This is a genomic window from Streptomyces sp. NPDC056169, assembly GCF_042268445.1.
GTDB lineage: Bacteria > Actinomycetota > Actinomycetes > Streptomycetales > Streptomycetaceae > Streptomyces.
Genome location: NZ_JBHJUO010000008.1, coordinates 314974 through 328957, shown reverse-complemented (window position 1 = coordinate 328957; position 13984 = coordinate 314974). Strand labels below are relative to the sequence as shown.

12 protein-coding genes are annotated in these 13984 nt (G+C 71.2%); 9 read left to right on the top strand and 3 right to left on the bottom strand.

What is annotated here, in order from left to right; translation table 11 throughout:
• Positions 1-32: 32 nt before the first annotated feature.
• Positions 33-581, top strand: coding sequence for a hypothetical protein (locus ACFC0G_RS15810; RefSeq protein WP_376403187.1), 549 nt, complete (start codon positions 33-35; stop codon positions 579-581).
• A gap of 56 nt (positions 582-637) precedes the next feature.
• Here ACFC0G_RS15810 and ACFC0G_RS15805 read toward each other — a convergent pair whose 3' ends face one another.
• The gene (locus ACFC0G_RS15805) at positions 638-1258 is read right to left on the bottom strand and encodes a hypothetical protein (protein ID WP_376403184.1); all 621 of its coding nucleotides are present in this window, start codon (positions 1256-1258) and stop codon (positions 638-640) included.
• Between the two features lie 328 nt (positions 1259-1586).
• On the opposite strand from ACFC0G_RS15805, the gene hemL reads away from it, so the two are divergent.
• The 8 genes from hemL (at position 1587) to ACFC0G_RS15765 (ending at position 10163) form a co-directional block, all read left to right on the top strand.
• Entirely contained in the window at positions 1587-2894 is a 1308-nt protein-coding gene (gene hemL / locus ACFC0G_RS15800; protein ID WP_376403181.1) for a glutamate-1-semialdehyde 2,1-aminomutase, read from the top strand.
• On the top strand, positions 2891-3595 hold the full coding sequence (locus ACFC0G_RS15795; protein ID WP_376403178.1) for a histidine phosphatase family protein: 705 nt from the start codon (positions 2891-2893) through the stop codon (positions 3593-3595). Before hemL ends, ACFC0G_RS15795 begins: the two co-directional genes overlap by 4 nt.
• A 333-nt stretch (positions 3596-3928) precedes the next feature.
• Positions 3929-5188 carry a hypothetical protein gene (locus ACFC0G_RS15790; protein WP_376403346.1) on the top strand — a complete coding sequence of 420 codons (1260 nt, stop codon included), beginning with the start codon at positions 3929-3931 and terminating at the stop codon, positions 5186-5188.
• 77 nt (positions 5189-5265) lie between these two features.
• A complete protein-coding gene (locus ACFC0G_RS15785; protein WP_376403175.1) occupies positions 5266-5880 on the top strand; it encodes a TlpA family protein disulfide reductase in 615 nt (204 codons plus the stop codon).
• A gap of 4 nt (positions 5881-5884) precedes the next feature.
• On the top strand, positions 5885-6622 hold the full coding sequence (locus tag ACFC0G_RS15780) for a cytochrome c biogenesis CcdA family protein (RefSeq protein ID WP_376403172.1): 738 nt from the start codon (positions 5885-5887) through the stop codon (positions 6620-6622).
• A gap of 5 nt (positions 6623-6627) precedes the next feature.
• Positions 6628-8478, top strand: coding sequence for a cytochrome c biogenesis protein ResB (locus tag ACFC0G_RS15775; RefSeq protein WP_376403169.1), 1851 nt, complete (start codon positions 6628-6630; stop codon positions 8476-8478).
• The gene (ccsB, locus tag ACFC0G_RS15770; protein ID WP_376403166.1) at positions 8475-9563 is read left to right on the top strand and encodes a c-type cytochrome biogenesis protein CcsB; all 1089 of its coding nucleotides are present in this window, start codon (positions 8475-8477) and stop codon (positions 9561-9563) included. The genes ACFC0G_RS15775 and ccsB overlap by 4 nt, the downstream gene beginning before the upstream one ends.
• 69 nt (positions 9564-9632) lie before the next feature.
• On the top strand, positions 9633-10163 hold the full coding sequence (locus ACFC0G_RS15765; protein ID WP_376403163.1) for an SRPBCC domain-containing protein: 531 nt from the start codon (positions 9633-9635) through the stop codon (positions 10161-10163).
• 9 nt (positions 10164-10172) lie between these two features.
• Here ACFC0G_RS15765 and ACFC0G_RS15760 read toward each other — a convergent pair whose 3' ends face one another.
• Positions 10173-11756 (bottom strand): hypothetical protein, encoded by a 1584-nt coding sequence (locus ACFC0G_RS15760; protein ID WP_376403161.1) that lies wholly within the window; start codon positions 11754-11756, stop codon positions 10173-10175.
• A gap of 4 nt (positions 11757-11760) precedes the next feature.
• Positions 11761-13824, bottom strand: a complete 2064-nt coding sequence (locus ACFC0G_RS15755; RefSeq protein WP_376403158.1) for a hypothetical protein — start codon at positions 13822-13824, stop codon at positions 11761-11763.
• Between the last annotated feature and the right edge of the window lie 160 nt (positions 13825-13984).

Below are 13984 nucleotides of genomic sequence, written 5' to 3'. Positions count from 1 at the left end.
TGCGCCCTATCCGTGATCGATACCGTGACCGCATGCGCCACTACTCCGAGCCGCGGCGGGGCCGCAGGGCCCTCGTCATCGGCCTGATCACGCTGGTGGTCCTGGCCGTGCCGGCCGCGCTCGTGTTCCTCTGGGTCGCCGTCGTGCGCGGCATGTCCGACCCCGTCGGCCCCAGCCTCCTCGGGCTGCGGATCGACGGGGACACGGTCACGGTGAAGGCCGCCCAGTGCCCGTCGGAGCGGGTGCGGCGGGTGGAGCTCCGGGACAGCGACAAGGAGAAGCTCGTGTGGCGGGCCGACGGGCCGCTGACCGAGGAGGGGCGGGGCGGGGTGCTGCGGCTGTGGGCCGCGGAGGAGTACCGGACGTCCCTTCCGGCCACCCGTCCCGCGGAGCTGCCGAAGCTGCTCGACGTGTCGGTCGGCTACGGCTCCGAGGACGGGGCGGGCGCGGTCTTCGACCTCGCGGCGGTACGGGCGGCCGCGCCGCCCGCCGGCTCGTACTGGACTGCCCAGGGGGTCGTGACGGGCCGGGAGCTCGACGAGCTCGTCGACTGCGGCGGCGGAGGCGGGACGGCTCCGTAGAAGTGCAAGGCCGCCTGTGGTCGTACCACCGGCGGCCCTTTCCTCTCGGAGCGGGGTTACGGCCAGACCAGGCAGTACGGCTGGTGGCCCGCCTCGTGGAGGCGGACCGAGAAGTCCTGCCACTCGTGGAGCAGCTGGTAGACGTCGAAGGCGTCGCGCGGGCCGCCGCGGTCGGGGACCGTGGACCAGATGAAGGCGGCGGCGCCGACCGACTCCTCGCCGATCCCGCGCAGCGGGTCGACCACGGTCATCGGGAGCTTTACGACGGCGTAGTCAGGGTGGAGGACGACGAGCTCCAGCGGGGGCACCTTGTGCAGGGGCATGCCCTGGATGCCCGTCAGGACCATCGCCGCTATCGTCTCCGGCTTGATCTTGGTGAACATGCCACCCATGCCGAGCTCGTCACCGCCGAGTTCCTCGGGGCGCATCGAGATCGGGACGCGGGCCGCCGTGGCGCCGTCGGGCGCGCCGAAGTACTTGTACGTCACTCCCAACGACCGGCCACTCCCGCTTCCGGGTCCGGGATCCGCCTCGGGGCCCTGGCCGCCGGGGTTCCCCGGAGTGCCGGGCGCGCCCGGAGTCGGCCCGTCCGCCCGCCGGCGCCGGTGCCTCCCCCGCCGGGCAGACTCCGGACCCAGGTCGTCCGTCCCCTCGCCCGGTCCGCCACCGCGATGCATATCTCCACCCGACTGCTTTTTCTCGGCAACACGACCCCGCCGCGCAACCCGATCATCGTGTCAGTGACCTCCCCCACGTTCGTACGGTGAAACACCTGTCCGCAAGAACGCCGTGGCCTCTGACACCATGGATTCCGTGAGCCATCCCTATGACGCCCCAGTTTCGCAGACGCGGCGGACAGCCGCCCCGGCGTCATACCAGGGTGTTCACGCCGTTCCTCCGAACTCGATGCCGTACCCGAAGTAGCACCCGAAGCCGTTCCCGAAGTCGTCACCGAAGCTGTAACCGAAGTCGTACTCGCAGCCGTACTCGCAGGTCAGGATCACAGTGCCGTATTCATACGAAGCCCCAGTCTCACAGACGCTTTTCGACCGCGCGTCCCTCGTGACGCCCGGCGGCGTGAACTCACCGGTGCGTGCCTTCCGAGCCGTGGGCGGTACGCCCCGGTTCATGGTCTCCGGTACCGGTCCGTACCTCACCGACGCCGACGGTCGTGAGTACGTCGACCTGGTCTGCTCGTGGGGGCCGATGATTCTCGGCCACGCGCACCCCGAGGTCACCGCCGTGGTGCAGGCCGCCGTGGCCCGCGGCACCTCCTTCGGTACGCCGGGCGAGGGCGAGGTCGCGCTCGCGGAGGAGATCGTCGCGCGCGTCGAGCCGGTCGAGCAGGTCCGCCTCGTCTCCTCCGGTACGGAGGCCACGATGTCCGCGATCCGGCTCGCCCGCGGGTTCACCGGGCGGGCAAAGGTCGTCAAGTTCGCCGGCTGCTACCACGGTCACGTGGACGCGCTGCTGGCCGCGGCCGGTTCCGGTGTCGCCACCCTCGGCCTCCCGGACACGCCCGGCGTGACCGGCGCCCAGGCCGGGGACACGGTCGTGCTGCCGTACAACGACCTCGAAGCGGTGCGGGCGGCCTTCGCCGCGCACCCGGGCGAGATCGCCTGTGTGATCACCGAGGCCTCGCCCGGCAACATGGGCGTCGTGCCGCCGGCGGAGGGCTTCAACCAGGGCCTGGCGGACCTGTGCCGGGAGAACGGCGCGCTGTACATCTCCGACGAGGTGATGACCGGTTTCCGTACGTCGCGGGCCGGCTGGTACGGCGTCGACGGCGTCAAGGCCGACCTGCTGACCTTCGGCAAGGTCATGGGCGGTGGCTTCCCGGCCGCCGCGTTCGGCGGCCGCGCCGACGTCATGGGACACCTGGCCCCGGCCGGGCCGGTCTACCAGGCGGGCACGCTCTCCGGTAACCCGATCGCCACCGCCGCCGGTCTCGCGCAGCTGCGGCTGCTCGACGACGCCGCGTACGAGAAGGTGAACGCGGTGTCGAAGGAGATCCAGGGGCTGGTCACGGGCGCCCTCGCCAAGGAGGGCGTCGCGCACCGGCTGCAGACCGCCTCCAACATGTTCTCGGTCTTCTTCACCGCGGACGAGGTGCGGAACTACGACGAGGCGAAGCAGCAGGAGGCCTTCCGCTTCAACGCCTTCTTCCACTCGATGCTGGCCGACGGCGTGTACCTGCCGCCGTCCGCCTTCGAGTCCTGGTTCGTGTCGGCCGCCCACGACGAGCGGGCGATCGAGCGGATCGCCGCCGCGCTGCCGGCCGCCGCCCGCGCCGCCGCGGAGGCCACGGCATGAGCGAGACGACGAACACGCGGAGGGCCGGCGAGGACATCACCGTCGTCCACCTGATGCGGCACGGCGAGGTCCACAACCCGGACGGGGTCCTCTACGGCCGCCGCCCCGGCTACCACCTCTCCGAGCTCGGCCGTCAGATGGCGGACCGGGTCGCCGAGCACCTGGCCGGCCGGGACGTCACGTACGTCGTCGCCTCCCCGCTGGAGCGGGCGCAGGAGACGGCGATGCCGGTCGCCAAGGCGCACGGGCTCGACCTGGCGAGCGACGAGCGGCTCATCGAGGCGGCGAACGTCTTCGAGGGCAAGACCTTCGGCGTCGGCGACGGGGCCCTGCGCAAGCCGGGGAACTGGAAGCACCTCACCAACCCGTTCCAGCCGTCGTGGGGCGAGCCGTACGTCGAGCAGGTCGTCCGGATGATGGGCGCGCTGGACGCGGCGAAGGACGCGGCCCGCGGGCACGAGGCGGTCTGCGTCAGTCACCAGCTGCCGATCTGGATCGTCAGGAGCTTCGTGGAGAAGCGGCGCCTCTGGCACGACCCGCGGCGCCGGCAGTGCACGCTGGCCTCGCTGACCTCGTTCACGTACCAGGGCGACCGGATCGTCTCGGTCGGGTACAGCGAGCCGGCCCGGGACCTCGTCCCGGCGCACCTCCTCGCCGGGGCGAAGCCGGTGAAGGGGAAGTCGAAGGCTTTCGGGGCGTAATTCCGAGGGAATCTTCGGAGCGTGGTTCCGAGGGTCTTCGGGGCGTGGTTCCGGGGATCATCGGGACGTGGTTCCGAGGATCTTCGGGACGTGGTTCCGGGGATCTTCGGGGCATAGCCGTAGTCCTGGGATCTTCGGGAACGGCCCCACTGGACACGGCGCGCGAAGAGGTCCATCGTCAGGGCGGTCAGGTGGTGTACATGCCATCCGGCCGCCCTTGAAATTTATGTGCGAATTTCCGGAACCTCCGTGTTCCTCCCTGCATCTCACTCATTGTCGGTTTGGATGACGTTTAGGTCATACGTCAGCGCGAATGGGGATGTCATGCGCGGGATCAGCGGAATCAGTCGAAGGGGGCTCCTCGGGGCAGGCGTTGGCGCCGCCGCGGCGATGGGAATCGCCGGCTGCGGCAGCAACAACGAGGACAAGCCGGGACGTTCCGGACCCGGCAAGGGGGGCGACGCGTCAGCGCAGCCGACCACACCCGCTCCGACCAAGGACGACGCCAAGCTCATCGGCGACGGTTCCACCGCCGACACCGGCAAGCAGCCGCACCAGCCCGACGCCCCCGTGCCGCTCGAACCCGGCCAGACCCCGCCGCAGTTCGTGATCTTCTCCTGGGACGGCGCCGGAGAGGTCGGCAACGGCCTCTTCCCCCGCTTCCTCGAACTCGCCAAGAACCACGACGCGGCGATGACCTTCTTCCTCTCCGGGATCTACCTCCTCCCCGAGTCGAAGAAGGACCTCTACCGCCCGCCGAACAACCGCGTCGGCGCCTCCGACATCGGCTACCTCACCGACGACCACATCAAGGACACGCTGAAGTACGTCCGGCAGGCCTGGCTCGAAGGCCACGAGATCGGCACCCACTTCAACGGGCACTTCTGCGGCGGCTCCGGCTCCGTCGGCAACTGGACCCCGGCCCAGTGGCAGAGCGAGATCGACCAGGCGATGAAGTTCGTCACCGAGTGGAAGACCAACAGCGGCTGGACCGACCTCGACCCGCTGCCCTTCGACTACTCGAAGGAGCTCGTCGGCGGCCGTACCCCCTGCCTCCTCGGCCAGGACAACCTGCTCCCCACCGCCAAGCGGCTCGGCTGGCGTTACGACGCCAGCTCGCCCGGCGGCCGGCAGACCTGGCCGGTCAAGCGCCAGGGCATCTGGGACCTGCCGCTCCAGGCGGTGCCCTTCCCCGGGCACTCCTTCGAGGTCCTCTCCATGGACTACAACATGCTCGCCAACCAGTCGAAGAACACGACGAAGGGCATGCCGTCCCGCTACCCGGGCTGGCGCAAGCAGGCCACCGACGCCCTGCTCGGCGGCTTCAACCGCGCGTACGAGTCGAACCGCGCGCCCTTCTACATCGGCAACCACTTCGAGCAGTGGAACGGCGGCATCTACATGGACGCCGTCGAGGACGCCATCAAGGGAATGGCCGGAAAGAAGGACGTCCGGCTCGTCTCCTTCAAGCAGTTCGTGGACTGGCTCGACGTGCAGGACCCGAAGATCCTCGCCACGCTGCGCTCGCTGGAAGTGGGACAGAAGCCCACAGGCGGGTGGAACACCTTCCTCAAGCCCACCCCGACGCCTTAAGCGACCTTGACAAGGGGCTTTACGGGCACGTAGGGGGGTGCCCAAGATCCCCCAAACGCCCATGCGAAACTTTTCACATGAGCCTTAGCCGTGCCAGCCGTGCCCCACGACGCACCCTGCTCGCCGTCGGAGTGCTGTCCGCCGCCCTCACGCTCTCGGCCTGCGGCGGCGACAGCAACGGCAAGTCCGGCGGCGGTGGCAACACCAACTTCGTGACCAACACGGGCGGCATCTCCACCGCCGCCAAGGGCGAGCGGGCGAGCACCGGGAAGCTCGCCGGCGAAACCCTCGACGGCAAGCAGCTCGACGTCGCCGACCTCAAGGGCAACGTCGTCGTCCTCAACGCCTGGGGCTCCTGGTGCGCCCCCTGCCGTGCCGAGGCTCCCCACTTCGCGAAGGTCGCCAAGGACCTGGAGGGCAAGGGCGTCGAGTTCGTCGGACTCAACACCCGCGACCCCAACAAGCAGCCCGCGCTCGCCTTCGAAGAGGACTACGGGGTGCCCTACCCGAGCCTCTACGACCCGCAGGGCAAGCTGATCCTCTTCGGCTTCCCCAAGGGCACCCTCAGCCTCCAGGGCATCCCCTCCACCGTCGTCCTCGACAAGGAGGGCAAGATCGCCGCCCGTTCCCTCATGGCGCTCGACGAGGAGAAGCTCCGGTCGATGATCGAGCCGCTCCTCAAGGAGAAGTGAGCCCGTGATCGAGACGGTCAACAGCGGAGCCCTGCTGCTCGCCCTGCCCATCGCGGTCCTCGGCGGTCTGGTCTCCTTCTTCTCGCCGTGCGTGCTCCCGCTCGTCCCCGGTTACCTCTCGTACGTCACCGGGGTCACCGGCGCCGACCTCGCGGAGAGCCGCCGCGGCCGGATGACCGCCGGCGCCGTCCTCTTCGTCCTCGGCTTCACCGCCGTGTTCGTCTCCGGCGGCGCCCTCTTCGGCTACTTCGGGTCGACCCTCCAGAAGTACAGCGAGACGCTCACCACGATCCTCGGCGTGCTCATGATCCTCATGGGCGTCTTCTTCGCCGGCCTGATGCCCTGGTTCACGCAGCGCGAGTTCCGCTTCCACAAGAAGCCCGCCGCCGGACTGATCGGCGCCCCGGTGCTCGGCGCGCTCTTCGGCATCGGCTGGGCCCCGTGCATCGGCCCGACCCTCGCCTCCGTCCAGGCGCTCGCCTTCCAGGAGGCCAGCGCCGGACGCGGCGCGATACTCGCCTTCGCGTACTGCCTCGGCCTCGGCGTACCGTTCGTGCTCGCCGCCATCGCCTTCCGCAAGGCGCTCGGCGCGTTCGGATGGGTCAAGAAGCACTACGTGTGGGTCATGCGGATCGGCGGCGGCATGATGATCGTCACCGGCCTCCTGCTCCTCACGGGCGCGTGGGACGACATGGTCGCCACGATGCAGGGCTGGTCCAGCGGTTTCACGGTGGGGATCTGAGTTCCATGAGCACGACCGATACATCCGGTAGGCCCGGCGCGGCTGACACGCCCGACACCCCCGGTGCACCCGGCACGGCTGACGCGTCCGGCACGGCTGACGCGTCCGGCGCGGCGGAGACCGAGCGCAAGGCCGACGAAGCGGCCGGCGCCCAGCTCTCCACCGCCCCCGCCGAGGACCGCGGCGAGACCCCCCTCGGCGGACCCGTCCTCGGGGTCGTCGGCTGGATCCGCTGGTTCTGGCGGCAGCTGACCTCCATGCGGGTCGCGCTGATCCTGCTCTTCATGCTCTCCCTCGGCGCCGTCCCCGGCTCCCTCATCCCGCAGACCAGCGCGGACGAGCTGAAGGTCCAGGCCTTCAAGGACGCCCACGAGACGCTCACGCCGATCTACGAGAAGCTCCAGTTCTTCGACGTCTACAGCTCCGTGTGGTTCTCCGCGATCTACATGCTGCTGTTCGTCTCCCTCATCGGCTGCATCGTGCCGCGCAGCTGGCAGTTCGTCGGCCAGCTCCGCAGCCGTCCGCCGGGCGCCCCCCGCCGCCTGGACCGGCTCCCCGCGTACACCACCTGGCGCACCGAGGCCGAGCCCGAGCAGGTCCGCGCGGCCGCGCTCGCCGTCCTCAAGGGCCGCCGGTTCCGCGCCCACACCGCCGGCGACGCGATCGCCGCCGAGAAGGGCTACCTGCGCGAGGCGGGCAACCTCCTCTTCCACGTCGCCCTGATCGTGATCCTCGTCGCCTTCGCCTGGGGCCAGCTCTTCAAGTCCGAGGGCGGCAAGCTGATCGTCGAGGGCGACGGCTTCTCCAACACGCTCACGCAGTACGACGACTTCAAGTCCGGCTCGCAGTTCGGTACGGAGGAGCTGGAGCCGTTCACCTTCACCCTCGACGCCTTCGACGGCACGTACGAGAAGAGCGGCCCGCAGCGCGGCACCCCCCGCACCTTCGAGGCGAAGGTGCGGTACTCCGAGGCCGACGGCGCGGAGAAGAAGGCGGTCATCCGGGTCAACGAGCCGCTCAAGGTCGGTTCGTCCAAGGTCTATCTGATCGCCCACGGCTACGCGCCCGTCGTCACCGTCAAGGACGGCAGCGGCAAGACCGTCTACCACGGCGCCGTGCCGCTCCTGCCGATCGACAACAACATCACGTCGACCGGCGCGATCAAGGTGATGGACGGCTACCGCGCCGGGAACGGCAAGGGCAAGAAGGAGCAGCTGGGCTTCCAGGCCTTCTTCGTGCCGACCTTCGCGGGCGCGGGTGCGGGCACGATGTTCTCGCAGTTCCCGGCGCTCGACTTCCCGGTCATGGCACTCACCGGCTACCACGGCGACCTGCGCGTGAACTCCGGTCTGCCGCAGAACGTGTACCAGCTCGACAAGTCCAAGATGACCCAGTTCACGGACGAGTCGGGCAACAAGCTCGCCGACCGCCTGCTGCCCGGCGAGACGATGAAGCTCCCCGACGGGGCCGGCTCGATCACCTTCGAGAAGGACGTCAAGGAGTGGGCCAGCTTCCAGATCTCGCAGCAGCCGGGCAACGGCCTCGCCCTCGCGGGTGCGATCGCGGCGATCGCCGGTCTGGCCGGTTCGCTCTTCATCCAGCGGCGCCGGGTCTGGGTCCGTGCCGTACGGGGTGAGGACGGCGTGACCGTCGTCGAGATGGCCGGCCTCGGCCGGAGCGAGTCCGCCAGGCTCCCGGAGGAGCTGGGCGACCTCGCGGTCGCGCTCACGGCGCAGGCGCCCCCGGCTCACGACGCGCCGCCGCCCACAGCGCCAGAACCCGCGCCAGAACCCGCGCCAGAACCCGCGGAAGAACCCGCAGAAGACCCTGCCCCTTCTGGAGAGGCCGACAAGTGATCCTCGCCGCCACCACCAACGAAGGCCTGGCGAAGATGAGCGACCTGCTCATCTACTCCTCCATGGCCGTCTACACCCTGGCCTTCTTCGCGCACATCGCCGAGTGGGTCCTCGGCAGCCGCAGCAAGGTCGGCCGCACCGCCGCCGCCCTCACGCGGCAGACCCCGGCCGCGGCTGCCGCCGTGACCGTCCAGGTCAAGCAGGCGGCCGGCTCCACCGCGGTCCTCGACAAGCCGAAGATCGTCACGCGCTCCGCGGCCGGCACCCGGGACGTCCCGGACGGCCCCGGCGCGTCCGGCGGCACCTTCAAGGGCGACCTGTACGGCCGGATCGCCGTCTCGCTCACCGTCCTCGCCTTCGCGGTCGAGGCGGCGGGTGTGGTCAGCCGGGCCCTCGCCGTGCAGCGCGCCCCCTGGGGCAACATGTACGAGTTCTCCACCACCTTCTCGACGGTGGCGGTCGGCGCGTACCTCGGCTTCCTCCTCGCCAAGAAGAACGTGCGCTGGATCGGCCTGCCGCTGGTCACGACCGTCCTGCTCGACCTGGGCCTCGCCACCACCTGGCTGAAGACCCCCAGCGACCAGCTCGTGCCGGCGCTCGACTCGTACTGGCTGTGGATCCACGTCTCGACCGCGATCTTCTGCGGCGCGGTGTTCTACCTCGCGGCCGTCGGCACCGTCCTGTACCTCTTCCGCGACTCGTACGAGAGCAAGCTCGCGAGCGGCGGCTCCCCGAGCGCCTTCGCCCGCTCCGTCCTGGAGCGGCTGCCCTCGGCGGCCTCGCTCGACAAGTTCGCGTACCGGGTCAACGCCGCCGTCTTCCCGCTGTGGACCTTCACGATCATCGCGGGCGCGATCTGGGCCGGCGACGCGTGGGGCCGCTACTGGGGCTGGGACGCCAAGGAGGTCTGGTCCTTCATCACGTGGGTCGGCTACGCGGCGTACCTGCACGCGCGCGCCACGGCCGGCTGGAAGGGGCGGAAGGCCGCGTACATCGCGCTCATCGCCTTCGGCTGCTTCCTCTTCAACTACTACGGCGTCAACATCTTCGTCACCAGCAAGCACTCCTACGCGGGCGTGGAGTAACGGAGCAGGTAGCGGAGTCGCGGTAGGCGCGGAGTCGCGGGCGGGGGACCCCGGGGCCACGCTGGAGGTATGAGCGAGATACCCCGGGGCAGGTGCGAGACCCACGACGGCGACACGCACCTGCTGCGGTACGTCATGGAGCTCCCGCATCCGCCGGCGGAGGTCTGGGAGGCCGTCTCGACCCCCGAGGGCCTGCCGGGCTGGCTGTGCGCGGCGGACCCGCTGGAGCCCCGGCTCGGCGGCCGGGTCACGCTCCGCTGGCTCAACAGTGAGACGGAGGTCTCGGGGCGGGTGACCGCCTGGGACCCCGAGTACGTCGCCGAGTACACGGTCGATCCGCCGCACGGCCGGATCCGGTTCCATCTGGAGCCGGGGTCCGGGAGCGGCGGGTCGACCGTGCTGCGTTTCACCAACGAGTTCCGGGGGACGCGGGAGTACCGGCTGGACTGTTTGGCGGGGTGGCACGACCACTTCGAGCGGCTCGCGGCGGCGCTGGAGGGCCGCCGGACGGACTGGGCCGCCTGGTCGCCCGAGCGGTGGCGGGACCTGCGGGCGCTGTACGAGCGGGACGAGGCGCCCTGGCCGAAGTGGGTGCCGTAGGCGAGCTCCTCACCCCCGCTTCGGCGGGAGGCAGGACGTGCTCGGGGGGTTCTTCTCCGGCCAGGCGATCTGGACGAAGCGCTGGGAGCCGTCCAGGGCCAGCTCCACGATCGGGACGGCCTTGTTGTACGGGTTGCCGTAGTTGTCGAGGCAGATCCAGCCGCTCGCGCCCTGCACCCGCAGCGAGCCCTTCACCTGCGGCCACTGCGTGACCACGTCCGAGAGCTCCGGGTACCGGGCGTCGAGCGGTGTGGCCTGGCGGATCGCGTGGACGGCCGTCGCCATCGCGTCGTACGCGACGATCGCCTGCCCGTCCGCGAGCGCCACCGGCTTCTTCGAGGCGCGGGCGATGTCCGTCTCGAAGGTCGTGTACGCCACCACCGAACCGCCCGTCGCCGGGACCGTCCGCCCGGGCGCCGGCTTCCAGGCGTCGGGGTGGGCGAGCGCGGCGTAGCGGACGGTCAGCTTCGCCTTGAGCGCGTTCCGGTCGAGCTGCTTGTCGGCGCCCAGGTACGAGCCCTCGTCGCCGGTCAGGATCGTGAAGGCGCGGTCGGTGCAGCCCCGCGATCCCAGCGCGTTGATGAACTGGCGCAGCTGGGTGTGGCGGCCCGCGAAGAAGACCGTCTCGGCGCGGGTGTCGCAGATCAGGTGGGTGATCTGGCGGAAGGTGTTGGCGGTGGTGCCCTCGTCGGTCGGATCGGGCGGCGAGGTGAACAGCTGCGGCTCGTAGGGCGCGCCCTTGAGGGAGGCGGCGAAGGCGGACTTGAGGGTGTCCGTGTAGTGGTCGCCGCTGCGGGTGTCCTGGACGAGGAGGGCCTTGGCGGCGTTGACGCGGCCGAAGTGGGCGAGGGCCTTGGCCTCGTCGCTGTTGGTGGGGGAGACGCGGGCGAGGCCGGGGTAGCGGTTGTTCCCGGCGCCGGGGCCGTTGGCGATGTCGTCGGCGGTGATGGTGGTGCCGACGACGGCGATCCCGCCCTGGGTGAGGGCGGTCACGGCCTCCCGCATCGCGGTCGAGGAGGTGGCGACGCCGGAGACGACCCGCAGCCGGTCCGGGGCGCCGGTCATCGACGCGAGCTGCCGGGTGGTGGCCTGCCAGTGGGCGTTGCCCCGGCCGGTGTTGGCGAGGACGAGCCGGATCTTCGGGGTCTGGCTGTTGGACTCGTGGTTGGCGCGGTACTGGTAGGCGTAGGCGCCCTGGACCTCGTGGAGCACTTTGGTCCGCATGCCTCCGTCGGGGGAGGTCAGGGGCAGGAGCACGGCGACGGTCGCGTACTCGTCGGGCTTGAGCGTGGCGTTCTCGCGGCCGATGGCGCCGGCGACCTCGGTGAGTTCGGCGATGCCGAAGTCGTGGCCGTCGCCGTTGACGCCGACGCACTCGGAGCTGCCCTCGGGGCGTTCGACGCCGGCCGCGCAGGAACGGTCCTCCGGGGTGGTGAGCCGGGCGATCCCGTATCCGCCGAGACCGATGACGACGGCGGCCGTGGCGAGTGAGGCGACGAGCTTCTGGCGGGGGGTACGGACGCGGCGGCGCAGCCGGCCGGGAAGGCTGCCGGGGATGCGGCCGGGGACACGGCCGGGGGCACGGTCGGGCATGGCGTCAGACTCCGTCCTCGCGGCCCGGCGGCAGCGAGAGCTCCCGCCAGGCGCGGATGTCGCGCGGCCAGTGGGTGGCCGCGTCCCAGAGCGAACCGCTGCCCGTCAGATGGCGGCCGGAGAGCCTGCGCAGTTCGTGCGCGAGGCGGTCGGCCACGTCGTCGTCGGGCAGTGCGAGCGGATCGGTGAGCAGCCATACGGCGTGCAGCAACCGCCGTACGGACAGGTGGAGTTCGGTGCTGTCGGGGTCGAGCCCGGAGAAGGCCGGGTCGCCGACCGGTTCCTGGCCCAGGGCGATCGCCCGGCGCGGGTCGGGCCCCGGCCGGCCGCGCTCGCGCGGGTACGGGGCGGCGGCGACGAACCGCAGCCGCCCGAGCCAGCCGAGGACGTCCTGCTCGGGGAAGGTGACCCGCAGGTGGGTGACGGCCTCCTCGGTGCGGCCGAGCGCGAGGTCGTGATGGAGGCGGTACGGGCCGGGCGCGGGCCCGTAATGCCGGTGCAGGGTCTCGTGGGCGGCGCGCCAGGCCGCGTAGCGCGGATGGTCGTCGTCCTCGAAGCGGAGCCGGTGGAGGAGCAGGGATCGCAGGAGGGGGTCGGCGACGAAGTGGCGGGGTCCCTCCTGCCAGTCCTCGGAGCGGAGCTGGTCGCGGACGCGCAGCGCCACGTCCCCGTCCAGGGACTCGCCCTGGAGGCGGGCGTGGGCGAGGAACCGCGCGGACTCCTCGTCGTGGGTGGCGGCGAGCACGGCGTACGGTCCGGGCCGCCGTACCGGGAGGAGTTCGGCGAGGAGGGTGGGGGCGACGGGCACCGGCGGGGCGTCCTCGCGCAGTTCCACCGTCAGGTCGAGGAGCCCGCCCGGGGTGAGGTCGGCCCGGAGCTCCGCGGGGGCCTCGCCGGCGGCCCGGCCGAGGAGGGCCACGCCGAGCGGCCGGCCGCCGGTCAACCGGTGGACGGCGCGGGCGAGTTCGGCGGGGGTGCGGCCGGCCGGGTCGTGGTGGTCGAAGGCGGTGCGGGTCTGGGCGGGGGAGAGCGGCGTGAGCTCGACGGCGAGGATGCCGGAGCCGACGCTCGTCCCGCGCGGGCAGGGCGCGCGGTGCGCGGTCTCCGGTAACCGGGTCCGGACGGCGTGCCGCAGGCCCTCGTGCTCGCGGACCCGGGAGGTGGCGAGGACGACGACCCGGTCGCGGCGGCCGTCGGCGCGGGCGCGCAGGATCGGCTCGACGAGCTGCCGGCCGAGCGGTTCGTGGGCGTTGTCGAAGAGCAGGAGGGGCCTCCCGATCCGGGTGCCGCGCCGGAGCCCCGTATAGGCGTGGAGCAGGTCCTCGGTGAGGGCGCCGACGAGGAAGTCCTCGGCCTCGCGGCGGCGCCGGCCGCCCTGCTCGAAGTCGATCGCGAGCTGCTGGAGCCCGGCTTTGCCCCGGCCGCCGGCGTTGCGATAACTGCCGTACCAGTTCTCGGAAGTGCGCTGGAACCGCCCGAAGACCTCCTCCAGGACGGTCTCCACCGTCGCCTCGGCGAGCAGCCCGGCGAGCGGCGCGGCGCTCTCCGCGAAGGTGGCGGCCAGCTTGGAGAGGACCTTGGAGACCCAGTTCCCGGCGGCCCCCTTCGTCGCGTCGACGGTCGCGAGCAGCGGCCCGAGCCGCTGGAGGTCGGTACGGGCCCGCTCGTCGTCCTCCTGGGACCAGCCGAGCGAGGCGACGGCCACGAGCCCCAGCGAGAGCCTCGGGAACTGCACGGGCTTCGCCGCGAGCACCTTCGGCGACAGCTGCACGGCCAGCTCGGTGAGCGCCCCGGTGACCTCGCTCCAGCCGGGCCCGTGCTCGGCGGGCGGCTCGACGTGGGCGCAGTCGAGCAGCGCGAGCGGCGTGTACCCCTTGTACCGGTTGCGGACCTCCTTGAGCAGGGCGGTCTTCCCCATGCCGCGCCCGCCGGTGAACACGGTCACGGGCGGATCGTCACCGTGCTCGTACGCGACCCGCGCGGCACCGTGCCGGGTGAGCCCGCTGAGCCGTGCGACCAGACCACCGTCGTGCAGGACCGCCTCGCGGCCGTAGAGCTCCCTGTCCACCCGCCACCCCCCTGCTTCCCCCTGCTACCCCACGAGATGCGCCCCGTCACATCTCAAATCAAGGATATCGACAGGGTGTTGGGATCACGTCAACCTTTGCGAGGTTGTTGTGAGGACCCGTCAGGGACCTTCGGCAGGGATCTGCCCAGCGGGGCAGGCC

Bases quoted from the DNA above. Each gene is read 5' to 3' on its own strand.
- ACFC0G_RS15810 (WP_376403187.1), top strand. From the start codon at position 33: ATGCGCCACTACTCCGAGCCGCGGCGGGGCCGCAGGGCCCTCGTCATC.
- ACFC0G_RS15805 (WP_376403184.1), bottom strand. From the start codon at position 1,258: ATGCATCGCGGTGGCGGACCGGGCGAGGGGACGGACGACCTGGGTCCG.
- ACFC0G_RS15795 (WP_376403178.1), top strand. From the start codon at position 2,891: ATGAGCGAGACGACGAACACGCGGAGGGCCGGCGAGGACATCACCGTC.
- ACFC0G_RS15785 (WP_376403175.1), top strand. From the start codon at position 5,266: ATGAGCCTTAGCCGTGCCAGCCGTGCCCCACGACGCACCCTGCTCGCC.
- ACFC0G_RS15775 (WP_376403169.1), top strand. From the start codon at position 6,628: ATGAGCACGACCGATACATCCGGTAGGCCCGGCGCGGCTGACACGCCC.
- ACFC0G_RS15765 (WP_376403163.1), top strand. From the start codon at position 9,633: ATGAGCGAGATACCCCGGGGCAGGTGCGAGACCCACGACGGCGACACG.
- ACFC0G_RS15760 (WP_376403161.1), bottom strand. From the start codon at position 11,756: ATGCCCGACCGTGCCCCCGGCCGTGTCCCCGGCCGCATCCCCGGCAGC.